We start from the raw sequence: 21024 nt of genomic DNA, 5'->3' as shown, positions 1-21024 counted from the left end.
TTGTGCTCACGTGAAGCATAAATCTCTTGTTGTTGGTGTTCCATATACACTGTTTTTGTGTATAGCTATTTTAGGACAAGACATTTTTATTATATAATTGACTATTATTGCTACTTATATAAGAAAATGTACTTCTAAAGCAAAGGATAAAAAGTCTTTTTAGGATTAGAGGGATACCATATTGGTGTGCTTTATAAAAGGAAGTAAATGGTGCCGTATATACCTAGAGGTGACTCAAGAGGTGATTTATGTGGGGTGAGGGAACTACAGCACCCTCATTCCCTTTTTTAAATATACTTTTTTATTGGATTTACATACCATGCGAAAGGATTGCTACGCCAGTCGCTTGGCTCTAGTTGCTTGGTAGCGGTGAATACACTTTTATTTACTGGTGTTGATTTGTTTAAAATCCTGATTTACACTTATGATAATCTCGTTCTTTCTGCCAAATAATTGGTAGGGCGGATTGTATCCTAGGTAGCGAAAGTTACCGTAATAAGAAATGGATTTCGCTTTTAAAGCACTTTCTAATTTCTGTTTGTTTTCATTGATGTCTTTCGTTGAAGCAAAACCTCCAAATGTTATTGCAGCTACATATTCGTTGGCAGTAGTTTCAATTTTTACCTCTGAATTGTTGGGTTTGGGTAAGTTGTCTTTATGATATTGAGCAGGCATCACAAAGCTCATAGTGGAAACCGAATCATTTATATTCATATACACGGGTGAAGTCATGGCTATTTTTTGTTTGGTGCTGTTGCCACCAAAAATATAACCCGCTAATTTTTTAAAACCTGAGCTTCCAAGCTCTTTGTAGGTTTTTGCTGAGGAGGTAATGGTAGCCATTGTCATAGCCGGATAGAATCGTATTTCGAAATCTTTTTCAACCTGAATTACTTTGTAGGCCTGTGTTTGTGTTTTAGAGATTGACATGGTGGTGTATAGTTGAACTAGCAATAGGGGTCCGATGATTAGGCTGGTTGCTATGATGAATATTTTCATTTTAACTGTTTTAAAAATGGAAAAGAGTTGCTTCATTCATGAATATTTTCATTTTAAATCTTTTAAAGATAGTAAAAAGTCGCTTCATTCTCCAATTGGCATTCGTTTTTTGTAAATTTTTCTACACTCAATTTAATCTGTGATTTACTTTTATCCTTTTTTTATTGCGCGCACATTCCTCCATCAATTATTTGGGTGGTGCCCGTAATATATTGGCTGTCATCACTTGCTAGAAATAAAACTAGTTTTGCAATTTCGATGGGTTCAGCATATCGCCCTAGTGGGATCGTGGCTTCAAATTGTTTCTTTATTTTATCTCCATGACCGGCAGAAGCGCCATCTTCTATGGAACGCATCATTTGATTGTTGACTGGTGCAGGATGCACCGAGTTGACCCTTATTTTTCTTGGTGCAGCTTCAATAGCGGATGTTTTCATAATTCCCACAACAGCGTGCTTGCTGGTTACATAGGCCCCCAAACCTGCAAAACCTATTATGCCTGCAACAGAGGAGGTCATGATGATGCTACCACCGTCATTCATTTGGGGCAGCGCATGTTGATTACCCAGCCACATTCCTTTCACATTTACTGCAATAACCTCATCGAATACCTTTTCCGGATAATCAACTATGGGTTTTACCACTCCTTCGATGCCGGCATTGTTAAAAAACACATCAATTTTACCAAAATGCTTTACGGTTTCTGAGATGTAATGTGCTACATCCTTTAACTTTGAAACATTGGCAACACAATACTGTACGTGCTCGCTTTTGAGTTCTTGCACTGTTTTTTGCAGTTTTTCCTCCGATGTACCCACCAACATGACTGTAGCCCCTTCTTCTAAAAATAATTTTGCCACAGTTTTCCCGATACTTCCTGAACCACCTGTGATGATGGCAATTTTGTTTTCTAATTTTTTCATTGTTGGTAGTTTTTAACTATGGCACAAAGGTGAGACCTAATAATTGTTAAAACCTTGTATAATACTAGAAAAGAGTTGTATCATTCACGGGTTGCTGCTATTGGTTTATCGTTGAGTGGAGTTGTTTGTTGTGGGGTGGTTAAACTGAATTAAAACATTAAAATATGTCTTATGCAAGGACAACGACTGTAGACTATGCAGAGCAATTTAGAGAACACTTCATGGAGCTGGTTTTCATACCATGCGAAGGGATTGCTACGCTAGTCGCTTTGCTCTAGTCGCTCGGTAGCTGGGGGATAATCTGTGGAAAGTAGATGCTGAAACGAGTTCAGCATGACAAAGATGGGGGTGAGTTCGGAATGACAATATGATTTGGTTTGTCATGCTGAATTTATTTCAGCATCTAAAATAAGTATGTGTGTGGAGTGAAGATTCCGGAGCGAGTTCGGAATTATAATAAATTGGTGAGATGCTGAAACGAGTTCAGCATGACAAAAGGGAGCGAGTTCGGAATGACAATAGGATGTAGTTTGTCATGCTGAATTTATTTCAGCATCTAAAAAAAGTATGAGATTGGAGTGAAGATTCCGGAGCGAGTTCGGAATTATAATAAATTGGTGAGATGCTGAAACGAGTTCAGCATGACAAAAGGGAGCGAGTTCAGCATGACAAGTTAGGGAGCCTGTAGCTTCGTCATTCTTCCTTGCAATGACTTTGGCTTCGACTTAAAAACAAACTTACTTTTAACAATGGTTGCATAAGTTTTGGCAAATCCGAAAATAATGCTACTTTAGTGGCGCACATCGAGTTGTGATGAGATGATGTTATACCCAAATAGCAATCCGAACCTATGAAAATAAAACAAAACTTCTTACCTGTTCTCCTTCTTATTGCTTGTTGCTATAGTTGGAGCACAAAAGCACAAACTACTTTAAATAAAACAGGCAATCGCTGGGAATTATTAGTAGATAACAATCCGTTTCAGATTAAAGGGGTGACTTTTGGCTGCGACAATGACGTAAAAAACTATGACAAATACTTTAATGACCTTCTCTTTTTAGGGGTAAATACGATTCGGATTTGGGGCACCAATGACAACACCCAGCAACTACTTGATGCCGCTCAAAGCTATGGTGTAAAAGTAATGATGGGCATCTGGATGCGGCATGGTCGGCCGGGTATGGAAGATGATGATAGTTTTAATTATCTAAAGGATACCATAGGGATGGAAGACATGTACAAGCATGCTCTTGAAACGGTTGAAAAATTCCATAAACACCCTGCAGTACTTACTTGGGCTGTTGGAAATGAAGTCTATTTAAATATTGCTACTGAAGCTGAAAAAGAAGCGTATTCTAAACTATTAGAAAGGATTTGTAGCAACATTAAAAAAATAGATGCGAATCATCCTGTAACTTCAGTTGAGGGTTGGACTTTCGGACTAGATTGGTGGCAAAAATGGGTGCCTTCTATAGATATTTATGGTATCAATAGTTATGGTGCGGGTGCCAATTATATTGCGGGTGAAATAGAAAAAAGAGGTATTGATAAACCGTATATCGTTACCGAGTTTGGTGTTACTGGTGAATGGGATATTAAAGCGAAAAAAAATGGATTAGTAATTGAACCGTCTGATACCGAAAAATACGATGCTATAGCACAAGGCTATCCCAACTGGATTCAAAATAAACCCGGTTGTTTGGGGGTGTATGTTTTTCATTATTACAATGGCAATGATTTTGGTTCGCCTTGGTTTATGACCCATCATGAAGGGAAGTTCCGTCCGCAATATTGGGCGATTAGAGAAGCCTTTACGGGGCAAAAACCTATTAATAATGTTCCTGTAATTGAAACTTTTGAATTACCCAATGCAGAAACGAAAAGTGAAACCTGGGTTCCTGTAACTTTGAAAGCATTTGATGTGGAGAACGACAGCCTATCTTTTAGCTTTTATTACAATCAACGAACGGGCAGTCGCAAAAGAAGAAGTCAAATTAACCCACTTCACTTTAGAGGTACTGTAGCGAATGGTTTTGAGATTCAATTGCCTAAAGAGCATGGCGCTATAAAAGTGTATGTAAATGTTACCGATTCCTATAACAATGTTGGAATTGCTTCCAACTCCATTCTCGTTTTAGATGTATTGGCAAAAAATAAAAAAAATATCGGAGCAAGGACTACACTTCCTTTTTATGTGTATCAAGATGGAGAAGATGCTCCGTATCATCCCACCGGATTTATGGGGAATTACAAAGCGCTTTCGGTAGATGTCCATAATAAAGAGGAGGTGCAATCCGGAACTTCCTCGATAAAAATTAGTTATACCGACGACCGTAATTGGTATGGCATTGGCTTTGTAGATCCCAAAAATGATTGGGGTGATATTGCTGGAGGGTATGAAATAATTGGAGCCCAAACATTTAGTTTTTGGGCAAAAGCGAGTACCAATATGATTGCTAATATTGGCTTTGGATTGATTGGTAAAGACAAACCTTATCCAGACTCTACCAAAAATTCTATGGAAGTTAAATTAAGTACCAAATGGAAAAAATACACTATTAATGTTAAGAAACTAGATCTCAGCTGTATTCGTTCTGGTTTGGTTTTGTTTTCTAATAGTATCAGTACGCCACATGATATTTATATAGACAATGTTGTTTTTGAGTAGTTTCACATTACTGGAAGAAAAAATATTATCCGCTAAATTTAGCTCCTGAAAATAGTTGCGATTTATTAGGTTTAGTTGCTTGTGAACCTGAATATTTTTAAGTTCCGTTAAGTTAAAATTTGTCTTAAAATGAGCTACTTACCTCTATGCTTAATTTACTTAACTGCCTTAACGGTTTTGATTTATTTTTTAAAGAAACTTTTCTTCCTTAAACAATAACTTTATATTTTCATACGAATTATTCAACGCTTCCTTAACTTGTTCGGGGTTAAGCCAAGCGACTTTTTCTATTCCTTCTTCGGCTTGACCTAAAGGAATGCCCTCAAAATCAGTGGTCATCTCAAACCACCGGGTAATTTTGAGTTTATACCTGCCGTTTCGCTTAAAAATATGATAGGTTTTTTGTAATTTTTTGGTCACCTTTAATGCATTGACTCCTGTCTCCTCCTCCACTTCACGCAGAGCAGTATGAGACATTTTCTCGCCTTTTTCTTTACCCCCTTTAGGCAAATCCCATTTTCCGTTTCTGAAAATAAATAAAACTTCTCCTTTTTTATTGTAAACAAACCCCCCACCCGCTCGCTGAACAGGGATTTTTTCTTTCAATTTCTTTAATATTACTTTTTCGTCTGGATAATATAAATAACATTTTTTAATTTTGTTGTTAAACATTTTTATAACAAGCTGCTCTATATCAGTGCTTTCAAGTAAAAACAATTGAAAATCGGTTTCTTTAACGATTTGATTCGTTAAGAAAAAAGGTTTATCGTTGACAAAAACTTTATACATTTGTAATATGATTTTTAATAAAGAAACAGCCGAAAAAACAGCCGAGTTGCTTTTGCAAATAAATGCAATTAAATTGAATCCGAAAAATCCTTTTACTTGGGCTTCGGGTTGGAAGTCACCTATTTATTGTGACAACAGGCTAACACTCTCGTTTCCTGCTATACGAAATTTTATTAGAGAAGAGTTTTCTAAAAATATCGAAAAGCAATTTGGGAAGCCTGACGTTATTGCAGGTGTTGCCACTGGGGCAATAGGCATAGGTATGCTGGTAGCCGAGTATATGGGACTTCCGTTTGTGTATGTTAGACCAGAGCCTAAAAAACATGGTAGAAAAAATCAGGTAGAAGGGTTCCTGCATAAAGGTCAAAGCGTAGTGGTTGTTGAAGATTTAATTAGTACAGGAAATAGTAGTTTGCTTGCTGTTGAAGCCTTAAGAGAAGCTGGTGCCAACGTGAAAGGAATGGTGGCTATATTTACTTATGGTTTTGCTGTTGCAGAAGAAAATTTTAAAAAAGCTCATGTAGACTTGTATACTTTAAGTAGTTACCAAAATTTACTTAACTTAGCGGTAAATAAAAAATACATTACCGAAAAAGAGGAAGCTGTTTTAAAAGAATGGAATGCAGACCCTGCTGCTTGGGGCGTTGAAGTGTAGTAATTAAATATACTACCTAAATGCATAAACTAGACGTGTTGACCGCAAATTCGCAAATTTTTATTTATATTTTTTTAAATTTGTAGTAAGAATTAAACCTTAATAAATAAAAAATAGTTCACTATTCTACACTGAATGTTACTATTGAAATAATTATAAAAATATGAACTTAGAAAGTCCTAAAGTGAGCCTAGAACAATCGGCACAATATATATTCGATTCGTTATCTGATGTTAGAAATTTCGAAAAATTAATGCCCGAATCTATAGCTAAGTTTGAAGTTATAGGTGAAGATGCTTTTATTTTTGGATTAAAAGGAATGCCAGAAATAAAATTGAAAATGAAAGAAAAAATAGCTCCTAACACTATTGTTCTTGGAGCAGCAAGTGATAAATTGCCTTTTACATTGAAAGCCAATATTGATAGTATTTCTGAAAATAAATCTGAAGTGCAATTGTTTTTTGAAGGCGAATTTAACCCCATGATGGCCATGATGATAAAAGGACCTATTAGTAAATTCATAGAAACGCTAGCCGAAAACATGCCTAAACTGTAAAAAAATAAACTTAATTTATTAAATAAAAGCCTTTTATAAATTTCATGAAAGGCTTTTTTATTTCCACTCATACTTAATTTATAGCATTTTATCGAGTTTTCAGGTTAGTTACAGAAAATTTTAGTGTACGATAAATATTCTTAGTAATGTTGTATAGAATTATTGAATTAACGATTGTTTAACAATAAGTTAATCGTAATTTTAGGATAAGATAAAACCCCAAATCTATGCCAAAAACTGACCCACAATTAAAAAGTAATGACTGCGGAATAAGTGCAATCAAGACTGTTTACAACATTTTCGAGAAAAATATTTCTCGAAAGTTTATCGAAGAGAGCATCCCTTTAGATCAAAAAGGCTCTCGCATTTCTGATTTAAAAGATTTCTTCAACACTAACGGATTTGTAGCCGATTTTAAGTTACTTGATTTTAATTTCATTGACGGTAATGAAAGTCAGATACAAGAGCTGTTTCCTTTTATTTTACCTATTAAACACAAAAACGGTTTACACTATATTGTTGTAAATGAGTTAATAGGTAAAAAATTCAAGATTTTTGATCCAGGTAAAGGAAACCAGTATGTATTGACGTTACAGGAATTGAAAACTAAAGCCCATTTTACTAAAAATCATTGGGATTTAGCCGAAACTGAAGACAAAATAATTGCTATTTGTTCTAAGGAACTTCAGGAATATAAAATAAATTTTGAAGATTCCTTGACAGAAAATGGGCATGCCGCTTTGTTTAACAAACTGACTTATTTTAAATATTTAAAAGAAAGTTTCGGTTTTAAAGATACTGAAGCCGAGAAAAATTTCCTCTATGATTTATTAAAAAATCAAGAAATTTCTAGTGTTCCTAGCAATTTTAAAACACTTGAGTTGGATAAAGGAAAAATTAGAAACAATTCTCCTCTAATTCTTACTATAAAAAACACGAAATCAGAAGAAGCTACTACTTATCCCGAAGAAGAAAAAGGTAGTTTATACTGGCAGTTGTTTAAACAATTAGGCGAGTATAAAAAATTATGGTTCATTTATATTTTTGCTGCCCTTTTTTCAGCCACTACTGCTCAAATTGCCATATTTACAAATCAGATATTAATTGATAATGTTTTACCAACTTATAATTTAAATACACTTGTATTATTTGCTATAGGTTTAGGGATTTATAAAATTTTCGACATTTTTACGACTGTTTATAAAAACTTTGTCAGCATTCATTTAGGAAATGCCTTAGACCGTTATTTTCTTTTTTCATTCGATCAAAAAATCAATAACTCTTCTCTTTCGTATATCCATTCTTATAAAAAAGGAGATTTAATGGAGCGTGTGAGTGATTCTATGAAATTGAAAAGTTTTTTCATGAAATTCTTTACTGGAATTTTAGTTGATTTGATTGTATCGGTTTACTCTTTGTGCATTTTGTTTTTTATCAATAAAACATTAACGCTTATAGTAATTGCTGTAATGATTTTATTCTTCTTTTGGTTTAAATTTATTACCCCTTATTTAAAACAAAACGAGCGACTACGCTACATACGTAAGGCAGATTTCATCTCTAAAATGATGGAAAAAGTGGAAGGAATTCAAGTCATTAAAAGTTTTAAAATAGAACGTTTTCATTCTAATAAAATTTATTCTAGCATAAATGATTATTTAAAAATTCAACTTCGTAATGGCTATGTCGATTTAATCAATAAGATAGTCGTTGCGGTGATTATTATCATTTCTAGTTTATTTATTTTAGTGTTTTTGACAAAATCAGCGATAGAAACTCAAATCATAACACTAGGACAAATTGTAACATTTATAGCCTTATCTTCTAAAATATTTTCTTCTTTAAAAGGGATTTTAGATGACAATATGACGCTTCAGGAAAATGAAGTAATCTTAAAACGATACCTAGATTTTGATGAGCGCACTCAAATGAAATCTGCAAAAGGAATTAAAGATTTTACGATTGACACCATTGAATTTCAAGATATTAGTTACGGATATATTCCTAACGAGCTTGTTCTGAAAAACATTAATTTAAAAATAAGTAAAGGCGAAAAAATAAAAATTGAAGGACAAAATGGATCTGGAAAATCGACCTTTAGTAAAATACTAACCACGCTTTACAATCCGATTTCAGGTGCTGTTTTAATAAACGAAATGGACAAGAAATTTTACAACGAGGAAAAAATGCGTGACAAAATCCTTTTAGTAACCAATGAGGATATTCTATTTAATGATACTATTTATAGCAATATTACTTTAGGAAAAGACATCTCCGATTCGGATGTTTTAGAAAAAGCAAAAGAAATCAATTTTTATGATTTTATAGCTTCTAAAGATGATGGTTTAGATTTTATCATTAACGAAAACGGTAAAAATCTTTCAACAGGACAACGAAAAAAAATACTACTGTTAAGAGCATTATTTGCTGAAACAGAGATAATAATCTTAGATGAAGTTTTATCAGGCATGGACATCGAGTCAAGAGATAAAGTAGAAGCATTAATAGAACATGATTATACTAAAACCTACATCATCATTTCTCACGAGCCTATAAACAATATCAATTTTACAACAAAATACAAAATTACTAATGGAGAACTCTACTTATTACAACACGAAATCAATCAACTTTATTAAGATTCTAAACAGAATTTTAGTGGGGTTCTTGATTATTGTGATTGTCTTAATTTTTGCCCTAAGAATGAATGACACTGTAAACTTTAAGGAAGGACAAATTTTTTCAGACACTCCACAATTAAAAATTAACGCACCAAATGAAGTTAAAATAATTAAAGTTTTAACTAAAGAAGGTCAAGAAGTAAGCAAAGGCGATACCTTATTTGTACTTGAAAACAAAAAAACAAGTTCAGAATTTAATGTATTAAATACCGACGTAGCTTCGATGGAAAACAAAATTGGAGTTATAAACCGATTGATTCAAAATACAGTTGAACGTAAGAAATCTTTACAACAATTGTTATACATTCAGTCTAATATTTATAAAACCGATCGTAAAAAAACTGCTCTAGAGATTACGTCTTTAAACAACAAGATTAATTTATCGTCTCAACAAACCTCAATTTTAACCGATAAGTTTAAAACCGATTCTTTATTATACGCAAAAGGAGCTATTTCGAGGTATGAAATGACGGATGCTAAAAACAGAAATTTAGATATTAAAAAAGGGCAAGTAGATATCAATTCTAGTTATTCTAACAAGAATTATGATTTTGAAAACTTATATAATAACTACAGCCGATCTAAAAATGATTTAAAAAGAAGCATCATAGATGTTGATAATGAAATTCAGAATTACCAACGGGACATTATTGAATTGAAAGCGCAAATTAAAGATGGTAAATACAACCTAAATTACATTTCAGATGAACTGCAAAAACTAGTAATTGTTTCTCCAATAAACGGAACAGTATCGAATCTTTTTAATGCAAGACAAAATATAGAAATTGTAAATAAAGGAGAATTACTTACCATTATAGCTCCCAAAAAAGAATCCTTTTATGCAAAAGTAATTTTAGATGAAAAAGATTTGACTTACATAAAAAATGGTCAAGAAATTAATTTGAAATTAGATGCTTATAATTATTATAGATTTGGCGCTATAAAAGGCAAAATTACTTATGTATCGCCATCAGACGTAGATAGAACATTTTATTGCTTGGCAACTATTAAAAAATACAACCCCAACATCAATTTAAAAGCAGGTTATAAACTAAAAGGTGAAGTCATTATAGAAAGAATGCAACTTTATCAATACATTATTAAAAAATTATTCAATAACATCGATAATAGTGTTAACTAAATTAATGAAAAAATATATTTCTTTACTACTCGTTTTTACATTTTCAAATGTAGTATTTGGTCAAGACATACTATCCTTTAATGATTGTTTAGAGATTGCATTAAAAGAGAATCTATTAATAAAAAGTGCATTAAATGATGAACGAATAGCTGTTAATCAAAACATAGCCAGTTATGGTAAAATTTTACCCTCTGTATACGGAATTGCAGAAAACAGAAATTCATGGGGTCGTGATATTGACCAAAATACGAACACTTTTGTAAACCAAGAATTAAAATTTTATAACGGAACAGCCAATGCAATGTTTAATTTATTTTCTGGATTTACTGTTATAAATACTATTCGATCAACAAAGCAAGAGGTCAATATTCGTAAAGTAAACATTCAAAAAGTAAAAAACGAAATTACAATTGATTTAGCTCAAAAATTCATTACCATTCTTTATTTACAAGAAATAATTACTGCTAATAAAGAGCAAATAAAATCGAGTGAAAAACAACTGGAATTAGCCATTTTAAAATTTGATTCTGGTGTTATAGCTGAAAGCGAAGTATTTAAAATTAAAACACAAAAAGCAAGAGAAGAGCTTACCCTACTAACTAGCGAAAACCGGTTAACTGATAATCTTGTTAGTTTAAAACAATTAATGAATTTTCCTTTAGAAAAAGAAATTCAATTATTAAAACCCATAACAGAAATAAGTAAAAATGTATTATTAGAAGAAAATCAATTCTCATTAGCCAAAAAAGCAGTCGAAATGAATCCTTTATACTCGATGAGTCTTTTAAAGGAAAAAAAGGCAAGAACGGCTCTTTCGTTAGCAAGGGCACCTCTCTATCCTGTTTTAACCATGCGACTACTTGCGGGCTCCAATTATACTGATAATTATATAGACAGAGATTTAGGACCAATAGCAAATGAGGACCAGTTAGACAATAACTTTATTCGAGGTGTACGATTCCATTTGACGATTCCTATATTTAGTCAAATGGATAATTTTTCTAAAATTAAAACCACAAAACTTAATTTAAAACAATCTAAATTTGACACTCAAATTGTGCAAAATAACCTTTCAAAAGAAGTATTAAAAGCCATAAACGATACGAAGACCTCTATCAAAAAGAATGATGCCTCCACAGTAGCTTATGAATTTTCACAAAAAAGTTATGATGCTGAATTGCTAAAATTTGAATTAGGAAAAATAAACATATCCGAATTGAATCTTACCAAAATTTTTTATAACAATTCACAAGCCGATTTAATTCAATCTAAATATGAATTAATGTTTAATAATGCATTAATTAAGTTTTATTTAGGAGAAAACTTCTCTTTGTAAATTACCTTAATACAAGAGCTGAATTTCTTTAATGTCAAATTCTGAAACTGTATCATTTTCTAAAAGAATTTTTAGCTTTCCTATAGAAGAAACACCTTGAATAATGCCCATGAAATTTTGATTTTCTTTATTCTGAAATGGCATTGGAATTCCTTTTTTGAATAAGTAATTCGTATACTTTTGCCACATCAAATCGGATTGTTGATTCCATGTTAGTAAATTTAGTTTCATGTTTTCAACAATAGAAAAAAGCAACTCCTCTTTATTAAAAAAAGCATGACAAATGATTGCAAGAGAAGACGCTTTTGGCAAATCTTGAAAATAAGTTTGATTCACATTGAGCCCTAAACCCACTACTGAAGAAATAGTTCCATCACTTTTTATACTATTTTCTATTAATATTCCGCCAATTTTTTTGGTATCTGACATAATGTCGTTGGGCCACTTTATACTTACTTTAGGAATTTTTCTTTCTTCTAAAGCATTTATTACAGCTAATGAAAATGCTATATTTAAATTAAAAATTTTAGAAATATCAAAAATAAAATCTTTAATTAAAATACTCATTATTAAGTTTTTACCAATTTCGGAATTCCAAACCGAACCCATTTGTCCCTTTCCTTTTGTCTGATTTTCAGCTGTAACAATTGTAAAATTATCTACTAATTGCTTGCCTATTAAGTCTTTTAAATACTCATTTGTAGAATCTATGGCATCGAGTTTGATTACTTTCATTAGAAATAATTTGTGAGACAGAATTTAATGTTATGTTAAGGTTCAAAAATAATCACAAAAAGTGGTAACTTTGCGAACATATAGAAAAAAAATAAATGACAAAAAAAGCAATAAACAATGATGTTTTGTTGGCTAACATCATCAAAGGAATTGAAGAAGTAAAAGGAAACGATATTGACATATTAGATTTAAGAGAAATAGACAACGCTGCTTGCGATTATTTCATCATCTGTAACGGAAATTCAAATACTCAAGTTAACGCCATCGTTAACTCCGTTCAAAAAACAGTCTCAAAAGCAATCAAAGACAAACCTTGGCACGTAGAAGGAACTGATAATGCAGAATGGGTTCTTATGGACTATGTGAACATTGTGGTTCATGTTTTTCAGAAACACATTCGCGAATACTATAACATTGAAAGTCTTTGGGGTGACGCAAAAATTACAACAATTCAAAATAAATATTAAAGAAACGCAAAGCAATGGCTAACGACAATAAACCAAATCCAAGTAAATTTAAAGTACCCTCATGGGCAATCTATTTGGTAATATTACTTATATTTCTATCCATTAGTATTTTTTCGGGAGGTTCCAGTTTTCAAGAGGCAGCTAAAACTACTTCTTCAAAATTCAATACCTTTTTAGAAAAAGGCGAAGTACAAAAAGTTATTGTATACAATAAACAAGAAGCTGAAGTCTATTTGACTCCTGAAGCTTTAAAAGAAACTTCACATAAAGCAGTAGCAAAAGATTTATTGAATCGTCCTAATGTAAAAGGACCTCATTATATTTTTGATATTGGTAACGATGAAATTTTTCAGAAAAAATTAGAAAATGCTGTTGCTCAAGGCAAACTTAAAGACTTTAATTTTTTACCAAAAAATAACTGGTCTGACATCATCATTAGTTTATTACCAATACTTATTATTGTAGGAATCTGGTTGTTTATTATGCGAAGAATGAGTGGTGGCGGAGGTCCGGGTGGAGGACAAATTTTCAATATCGGAAAATCGAAAGCAAAATTATTTGATGAGAAAACTGATATTAAAACCACTTTTAAAGATGTTGCTGGACTTGAAGGCGCAAAAGAAGAAATACAAGAAATTGTAGAGTTCCTAAAAAATCCAGAAAAATATACCAATTTAGGAGGTAAGATTCCGAAAGGAGCACTTTTAGTTGGTCCTCCTGGTACTGGAAAAACGTTATTGGCAAAAGCAGTTGCAGGAGAAGCGCAAGTTCCGTTTTTCTCTTTGTCAGGATCTGATTTCGTTGAGATGTTTGTAGGTGTTGGAGCTTCACGTGTTAGAGATTTATTCAAACAAGCCAAAGAAAAGTCACCAGCCATAATTTTTATTGATGAGATTGATGCAGTAGGAAGAGCTCGTGGAAAAAGCAACATGTCAGGAGGAAATGACGAGCGTGAAAATACGTTGAATCAACTGTTGACAGAAATGGATGGTTTTGGAACCAATTCGAATGTAATTGTTTTAGCAGCCACCAACAGAGCCGATGTGTTAGACAAAGCTTTAATGCGTGCTGGACGTTTTGATAGACAAATTTTTGTAGACTTACCAGACATTCGTGAGCGCGCCGAAATTTTCCTTGTGCATCTTGCTCCATTGAAAAAGGTAGAAGGATTAGACACCGACTTTTTAGCCAAGCAAACTCCAGGTTTTTCAGGTGCTGATATTGCTAATGTTTGTAACGAAGCAGCTTTAATTGCCGCTAGAAACAACAAAACGGCGGTAGACAAACAAGATTTCTTAGATGCTGTTGATAGAATTGTAGGAGGATTAGAAAAGAAAAATAAAATTGTTACACCTGACGAAAAGAAAGCAATTGCTATACATGAGGCTGGACATGCAACTGTAAGTTGGATGTTAGAACACGCAGCTCCATTAATAAAAGTAACAATAGTACCGCGTGGTCAAAGTTTAGGTGCAGCATGGTACTTGCCAGAAGAACGATTAATTGTTCGTCCAGACCAAATGCTCGATGAGATGTGCGCTACAATGGGTGGTAGAGCTGCTGAAAAAGTTGTATTTAATCGTATTTCAACTGGTGCTTTAAGTGATTTAGAAAAAGTAACCAAGCAAGCTCGTGCCATGGTAACCGTTTATGGCTTGAATGACAAAATTGGGAATGTAACCTATTATGACTCTTCGGGACAAAGCGAGTATAGTTTTTCTAAACCCTATTCTGAAGAAACTGCTATGGTTATTGATAAAGAAATATCAAACTTAATAGAAAGCCAATACCAAAGAGCGATTCAAATTCTGGAGGAAAACAAAGATAAATTGAATAAATTGGCAGAAATTTTAATTGAAAAAGAAGTGATTTTCAAAGACGATTTAGAAGAAATTTTCGGAAAACGTAATTTTGATAGTAACTTGCAAGCTGAAACTTCTTTGTAAACAAAAAAATAATTTTAAAAATCTTAATTCAAAAAATGCTTTTGAATTAAGATTTTTTTACATTTGTATGTTTTGTAAAAAACAATTTAATTGATTGAACAAACTATATGAGTCTTTTCAGAAAATTTTTTGGTTCTGGTGATGATTCCTCTTTTGAGGAAAAACAAAGTGAATTTAATAATTTACAAGCTAATTTATCAGCTCCTGTTGATGAAAAATTTACATTCAATTTTAAAAAAAATGGAGGTAAGTTTCTATATTGTGAAAATCTCACGGAACTAAAAGATCATTTTGAGCATATTTTAGAAGAAAACGATTGGTTTGAAAGTGACGTAGTTTGCTATGAACCGAAGCTTTTTAGTATGCTTGATGAAAATAAACTTTCCTATATAAAACCAGTAAATCCAAAATTTCTTCTGGCAAGTTGCGAAAATCTAATTGCTGATGAAGGTTCAATACTATTTTCGTCGAATCAAATCAAGCAAAACAAACCCAACGATTTACCAATAAATATTGTGGTTATTGCTACAACAAGTCAAATTATCGAAAGTAAAAGTGATGGACTTAGAGTCATCAAAAAGAAATACATTAAAGATTATCCTACAAATATTACCACTATAAAATATTTTGAAAAAGCAAAAGAAGAAGACTTTTTACAATACGGAAGTGCCGCTAAAAATCTTTATCTATTGCTTTTAGAGGATTTATAAGATGAATGAAACTCTAAAACGGGCTATATCGGGAGCTATTTATATAATTTTATTACTTTCTTCGATTTTATATTCAAAAGAAAGTTTTTTTATTCTATTTGGAGTCTTCCTAATTGTAACTTTATACGAATTTTGTAATTTAATACAAATACATAAAGTTTTCCCAATCCTTCTCGGCCTAATATTCTACATAGCAATAACATTAATAAGCAATTACAATCAATTTACAACAAAAATATTAAACGAATTTTTTCAAGCTGATATAAATATTTCTGTCAATACTGAACAATTAGACTTGATTTTATTGGTTGCTGCATTAGTAGTGTCTATTAAATGTATCCTTTTTCTATTTTATGATAACATTCAAAAAATTAGCACTTCTTCAAAATACCTTTATTTATTGGGGTACATTATATTGCCTTTTGTATTTATCACTAAAATTTCATTTGGAGTTATCAATTATAACCCTAAAATCATAATTGGACTTTTTATCTTGATTTGGACTAACGATACTTTTGCCTATATTGTTGGAAAATCTATTGGAAGAACAAAATTATTTGAAAGAATATCCCCTAAGAAAACAATTGAAGGGTTCTTTGGCGGAATCATTTTTGCAATAATTGCTGGTTATTTGATATCAAAATATTATATAAAAGCAAGTGCACAATTTAGCGATAAATCGATATTGATTTGGACAATAATTGCTCTTATTGTGGGGATTATAGGTACAGTAGGAGATTTAATCGAATCCAAATTTAAAAGAATTGCTGGCGTAAAAGACAGCGGAATAATAATGCCCGGACATGGAGGGATACTAGATCGACTAGATAGTGTTATATTTGTAGCGCCATTTGTATTTTTATTTTATAAAATTTTATATTATTTTTCATAAAAAAATATAGTACTCAATTACAGTTTTTAGTTTCTCAAAAAACAAAATGCTGAAAATAAATGGATTAATTATAAATGTAAAGCATTATTATTTATTGTTCAAAAATAGAGAGTTAAAACGATACTATCCGATGAACCTATTTACTATTTCGTTATCCATTGAAATACTTTTTGCTCAAATTCACTTTCAATAATTGGTTTTGATATAAAATCATCCATTCCAGTTTCAATACATTTTTCCTTTTCCCCAAGTAAAATTCCGGCAGTTAATGCTATTATTGGAAGATTATTTATTTTTTTTATTTTTCTAATTTCAATAGTTGATTCATAACCATTTTTTATTGGCATTTGTACATCCATTAGAATTAAATCTAGTGGTTCTTTTTTTACTATATCTACTGCTTGGTTTCCGTCGCTAGCTTGAAAAATAGTACAATTAGGAAGCATTTTTTTAAGAAGTATTTTTGACAAAAGCATATTAATTTTATTGTCTTCAACTACCAAAATGCTATAAACTTTGTCTGTTTTTACGACACTTATTTTATTTTCTGAAAAATTATCAATTGTCTTTTGGGAATTACTTTTAATATCTAATTTTTTTACATCAAGATTAAAAAAGAAATTACTTCCTTTACCAAATTCGCTTATTAATTGCAAATTACTATTCATTAATGCTAAAAGTTGATTGGTAATAGCTAATCCTAAACCTGTACCTCCAAATTTTCGACTGGTTGAATTGTCTTCTTGTACAAAAGGATGAAATATTTTTTCTTGATTTTGCTGTACTATTCCAATTCCAGTATCTTTTACAGAAAATTGTATGGTGATATCATTTTCTCCAGAAGTATTTATTTGATCAATATTAAACTCAATTTTTCCTGTAGAAGTAAATTTTAGAGCATTACCAATTAAATTTACTAAAATTTGTTTTAAACGTATGGCATCAGCAAAAATATAATGAGGAATATTTTTATCAATATTTAAAATTAAATCTATCCTTTTTTGAAAAGCTTGAGGTTTGAATAAGTGAATAACATTATGAGCGAGTGCTATTAAATCAATTTTTTCAATATGCAATTCTAAATTCCGAGATTCGATTTTAGATAAATCTAATACATCGTTAATGATACCCTGCAAAATAGTAGCAGACTCATTGATGGCGTCCATATATTCAAACTGATTTTCATCCAACTTTGTATTCATCAAAAGATGGGTGAAACCAATAATTCCATTCAATGGAGTTCTAATTTCATGACTCATATTTGCAAGAAAATCTGATTTGGCTTTATTTGCGTCCTCAGCTTGTACTTTTGCATTACTCAGCTCCACTTCCATCTGCTTACGCTGAGAAATATCAACAACAGTTAAGAGACATTGTTTTCTATTTTCTGTAATAATACCAGAAAGGTGAAGGTGTTTTGGTGAATTTAGGTTTGTGGATATGGCTATATCGCATGTGAATCTATTATAACTATTGAAAATATTTTCAAGAAACTCGTTAAATATTGGTCGGGTATCTTCAGAAACAAATATCCCAAATTGACGGTTTAATAAAAATGAGCGTTCTCTATCTAAAATTTGGGAGGCAGCAAGATTTAGCTCTAAAATTTGCCCCGTATTAGATATAGTATAATATCCAAAAGGTGCAAATACATATAATTCAGCATATTTTTCTGAGGCTTTTTCTGCTTTTTCTTTTGCGATTATTAGCTCCTCATTTTGCATTTCAAGTTCAATCTGGTGAACTTCTAATTCATGAATTAGTTTTAGTATTTCTGATTCAGAAAGTTTTGAATTAAATTTTGATGTTTTACTCTGAATTACTTCTTCGGCTTTTTGACGAATAAGATTAATCGCATCTGAATTTTTTTTAATATTGTCCATAGACGCACTAATTTAATAACATTAATTTTTTATTATCTTTAGATCGTGTGTGGTATTATTCTACTTTAAAAAATGTGCTCTTGCTTATTTTTAAGATTTGTTATAGTAAATTTATGAAAAATTAATTTATATTCATAAATTTTAATTGACTTTCTATAAATTTAAACACGTTTTTTAAAGTATTTTTGAATTAAATCGTTCAAATGAGACTTATTTATAGGTTTTGATATATAATCATTACAACCAGCTAATAATGCTTTTTTTCTATCACTAGTTAATACATTGGCAGTCTGCGCAATTATAATTACTTTTTTATTGAATTCGCGAATTTGTCTGGTTGCTTCATATCCATCCATTTCTGACATATTAATATCCATAAGAATTAAATCAACATCAGGATTAGCATGAGATATCGCAATGGCATCAAGTCCGCTACTAACCTTTAAAATTTCTTTAGCATAAGGAGAAACAACTTTTGAAAGTAATAATTTTGATATTTCATCATCTTCAACAATTAGAATTTTTAAATTTTTAATTTGATGTTCATTCTTTATTTCTCCTTTGTCAGTAGTTTCAAAATCTTTAATTTGATGCTCTGAATGATATGGAATTGTAAAATAGAAAGTTGACCCTTCATTTAAAGTACTTTTCACCCATATTTTACCACCTAACATATCTACATAAGCTTTAGAAATAGATAGCCCTAGTCCTGATCCTTGATATGCTCTTTTGTCAGAGATATCGACTTGTATAAAACGTTTAAATATGGTTTCGATCTTATTTTTTGGAATTCCAATTCCTGAATCTTTAACAAAAAACTCTAATTCTGCTGGTTGTTTATCTTTTCTTAAAGTATAGCCAAATTCAATTTTCCCTTTATTCGTAAACTTTATAGCATTTTTAACCAAGTTGATGAGAATAGCATAGATTTTTTCACTGTCAGTAGTAATAATAAGTTCATTTTGAGATTGGTTATTTTGTAAAATAAATTCGATATTTTTATTTTTGATTTCAGGTTCAAAAAAAGCATAAATAAATTCTAATTGTTTATTAATGTTAGTTTCTGTGAGTGAAACTTCCATTTGTCCCGATTCAATTTTAGAAATATCTATTATATCATTAATAATATTAAGTAATCGACTACCGCTTTTTTCTATTATTTCAAGATATTCCTGTTGCTCTATAAACGATAATGTAGGGTCTTTTAGCAAATTAGTAAATCCTAAAATTCCATTTAAAGGAGTTCTGATTTCGTGGCTCATATTAGCCAGAAAAGCTGATTTTAATCGATCACTTTCTTCAGCATGCTCTTTGGCTTCTATTAAGTCCTGTTCGGTTTTTTTTCTTAACGTGATATCTTCTTCAATGGCTAGGAAGTGCGTTGTTACACCCTCTGGATTTTGAATAGGTGAAATAGCTGCTGATACCCAATAAGGAGTACCGTCTTTTTTTAAGTTATGAAAATCACCATGCCATACATTACCAGAGGTTATCGTTTGCCACATCTTTTTATACTGAGTAGGCGAAGTGTGTCCTGATTTTGATATTCGTGGATTGCGACCTATTGTTTCTTCTAAATTATAGCCGCTCATCTCTACAAATTTAGGGTTAGCATATTCAATAACACCTTGAATATCAGTAATAATTATGGCTAACGGACTTTGTTCAACTGCCTGAGAAAGTTGATTTAGTTTTTCTTCTGCAAGAAGGTTCATAGTAATGTCTTGAACAGTACCAATCATTTTTTTAAGTTCATTATTTTCATCGAATAACAGCTCACCTTGTTCGTGAACCCATCGTTCCTCATGATCATTCTGTCTAATGATTTTATATTTTTTGTCAAATTTGGTTTTCCCGCCAATTACTTCTTCAGTGAAATATTTTATCATCATTTCTTGCCAATCTGGATGAATAATTGAAACCCAGCCTGATATTGATCTATCAAAATCAATAGTAATTCCAAAAATGGTATCCAAAACTTCCGAACCTGACCACTTTCCGGAAGAAAAATCAAGAATATAGGTTCCAATTTTGGCTATGATTTGTGATTTTTTAAGCAAAACATCACTTTTTTCTAATGATTCTGCCGCCATCTTACTCACTGTAATATCAGATACAGATACAGAACATTGATTTCCTTCCTTAGTTTTAATTCCATTAAGTGATAAATACTTGGGAGAATAAGTATCAGAATCAACAACTAATTCGCAGTATTGATTGGTATCGCTATCAAACACTTTTTTAATAAAGGTATTTAGAATACCCTTAGATTTTTCTGAAATAAAAAACCCAAGTAATTTGTTTAGTAAAGAAGAGCGTTCCTTACCTAATAAACTGGCTGTTTTATAGTTTAATTCTAAAATACTGCCATCTTCAGAAAGTGTTAAATAGCCTATAGGAGCAAAATCATATAGTTTAATAAATTGTTCGAAAGATTCTTTAGCATTTTTATTGGCTAATATAAGTTCTTCATTTTGCAATTGTATTTCAATTTGATGAACCTCCAATTCGTGAATAAATTGAATTGCAGACGAATAGGAATACTGGTCTTCAGAATTCGCTTTTTCGTTTATAAGCGCTTCCGCTTTTTTTCTTAAACTTCCAAATTCAGATTTAGGTTTGTTGCCTTCCATGACAAAATGG

General features: G+C 31.5%; 16 protein-coding genes. 10 read left to right on the top strand and 6 right to left on the bottom strand.

Going from position 1 to position 21024, the window contains the following annotated elements:
* Positions 1-381 precede the first annotated feature (381 nt).
* A complete protein-coding gene (locus ACFQ0S_RS05240) occupies positions 382-999 on the bottom strand; it encodes an SOUL family heme-binding protein (protein ID WP_379758375.1) in 618 nt (205 codons plus the stop codon).
* Between the two features lie 161 nt (positions 1000-1160).
* Complete coding sequence (locus ACFQ0S_RS05235) at positions 1161-1922, bottom strand: SDR family NAD(P)-dependent oxidoreductase (RefSeq protein WP_379758378.1); 762 nt, start codon at positions 1920-1922, stop codon at positions 1161-1163.
* An 850-nt stretch (positions 1923-2772) separates the two neighbouring features.
* Here ACFQ0S_RS05235 and ACFQ0S_RS05230 point away from each other — a divergent pair.
* Positions 2773-4590 carry a glycoside hydrolase family 2 TIM barrel-domain containing protein gene (locus tag ACFQ0S_RS05230; RefSeq protein WP_379758381.1) on the top strand — a complete coding sequence of 606 codons (1818 nt, stop codon included), beginning with the start codon at positions 2773-2775 and terminating at the stop codon, positions 4588-4590.
* 189 nt (positions 4591-4779) lie between these two features.
* Here the strand turns inward: ACFQ0S_RS05230 and ACFQ0S_RS05225 are convergent, their stop codons facing one another.
* A complete protein-coding gene (locus ACFQ0S_RS05225; RefSeq protein ID WP_379758384.1) occupies positions 4780-5379 on the bottom strand; it encodes an NUDIX hydrolase in 600 nt (199 codons plus the stop codon).
* A gap of 7 nt (positions 5380-5386) precedes the next feature.
* On the opposite strand from ACFQ0S_RS05225, the gene pyrE reads away from it, so the two are divergent.
* From pyrE to ACFQ0S_RS05200, 5 genes are all read left to right on the top strand, one after another.
* The gene (gene pyrE, locus ACFQ0S_RS05220; protein WP_379758387.1) at positions 5387-6034 is read left to right on the top strand and encodes an orotate phosphoribosyltransferase; all 648 of its coding nucleotides are present in this window, start codon (positions 5387-5389) and stop codon (positions 6032-6034) included.
* A gap of 163 nt (positions 6035-6197) precedes the next feature.
* On the top strand, positions 6198-6590 hold the full coding sequence (locus ACFQ0S_RS05215) for an SRPBCC family protein (protein WP_379758390.1): 393 nt from the start codon (positions 6198-6200) through the stop codon (positions 6588-6590).
* A gap of 227 nt (positions 6591-6817) precedes the next feature.
* Positions 6818-9229, top strand: a complete 2412-nt coding sequence (locus ACFQ0S_RS05210) for an ABC transporter transmembrane domain-containing protein (RefSeq protein WP_379758392.1) — start codon at positions 6818-6820, stop codon at positions 9227-9229.
* 64 nt (positions 9230-9293) lie between these two features.
* Positions 9294-10412 (top strand): HlyD family secretion protein, encoded by a 1119-nt coding sequence (locus ACFQ0S_RS05205; protein WP_379758395.1) that lies wholly within the window; start codon positions 9294-9296, stop codon positions 10410-10412.
* A gap of 4 nt (positions 10413-10416) precedes the next feature.
* A complete protein-coding gene (locus ACFQ0S_RS05200; protein WP_379758398.1) occupies positions 10417-11748 on the top strand; it encodes a TolC family protein in 1332 nt (443 codons plus the stop codon).
* Between the two features lie 6 nt (positions 11749-11754).
* Here ACFQ0S_RS05200 and ACFQ0S_RS05195 read toward each other — a convergent pair whose 3' ends face one another.
* Positions 11755-12483, bottom strand: coding sequence for a biotin--[acetyl-CoA-carboxylase] ligase (locus ACFQ0S_RS05195; RefSeq protein ID WP_379758401.1), 729 nt, complete (start codon positions 12481-12483; stop codon positions 11755-11757).
* A gap of 95 nt (positions 12484-12578) precedes the next feature.
* Between ACFQ0S_RS05195 and rsfS the strand changes: the two genes are divergently transcribed.
* The 4 genes from rsfS (at position 12579) to ACFQ0S_RS05175 (ending at position 16498) form a co-directional block, all read left to right on the top strand.
* On the top strand, positions 12579-12950 hold the full coding sequence (gene rsfS / locus ACFQ0S_RS05190; protein WP_151108460.1) for a ribosome silencing factor: 372 nt from the start codon (positions 12579-12581) through the stop codon (positions 12948-12950).
* Between the two features lie 14 nt (positions 12951-12964).
* Entirely contained in the window at positions 12965-14896 is a 1932-nt protein-coding gene (gene ftsH / locus ACFQ0S_RS05185) for an ATP-dependent zinc metalloprotease FtsH (RefSeq protein ID WP_379758405.1), read from the top strand.
* A gap of 107 nt (positions 14897-15003) precedes the next feature.
* Positions 15004-15606: a lactate utilization protein B/C gene (locus ACFQ0S_RS05180; RefSeq protein ID WP_379758408.1), complete on the top strand. Its 603-nt coding sequence runs from the start codon at positions 15004-15006 to the stop codon at positions 15604-15606.
* Position 15607: 1 nt separating this feature from the next.
* The gene (locus ACFQ0S_RS05175) at positions 15608-16498 is read left to right on the top strand and encodes a phosphatidate cytidylyltransferase (RefSeq protein ID WP_379758411.1); all 891 of its coding nucleotides are present in this window, start codon (positions 15608-15610) and stop codon (positions 16496-16498) included.
* Positions 16499-16641: 143 nt separating this feature from the next.
* On the opposite strand, the gene ACFQ0S_RS05170 is transcribed toward ACFQ0S_RS05175, so the two are convergent.
* Together ACFQ0S_RS05170 and ACFQ0S_RS05165 are read right to left on the bottom strand one after the other, a co-directional pair.
* Positions 16642-18381 carry an ATP-binding protein gene (locus tag ACFQ0S_RS05170; protein ID WP_379758414.1) on the bottom strand — a complete coding sequence of 580 codons (1740 nt, stop codon included), beginning with the start codon at positions 18379-18381 and terminating at the stop codon, positions 16642-16644.
* 161 nt (positions 18382-18542) lie between these two features.
* The gene (locus ACFQ0S_RS05165; RefSeq protein WP_379758417.1) at positions 18543-21014 is read right to left on the bottom strand and encodes a PAS domain S-box protein; all 2472 of its coding nucleotides are present in this window, start codon (positions 21012-21014) and stop codon (positions 18543-18545) included.
* Positions 21015-21024 lie beyond the last annotated feature (10 nt).

The sequence above is a fragment of the Flavobacterium myungsuense genome (genome assembly GCF_042677265.1).
In the GTDB taxonomy this organism is placed as follows: Bacteria; Bacteroidota; Bacteroidia; order Flavobacteriales; family Flavobacteriaceae; genus Flavobacterium; species Flavobacterium myungsuense.
Note: the sequence above shows the minus strand (reverse complement) of the source record. Positions and strands in the feature narration are given on the sequence as shown.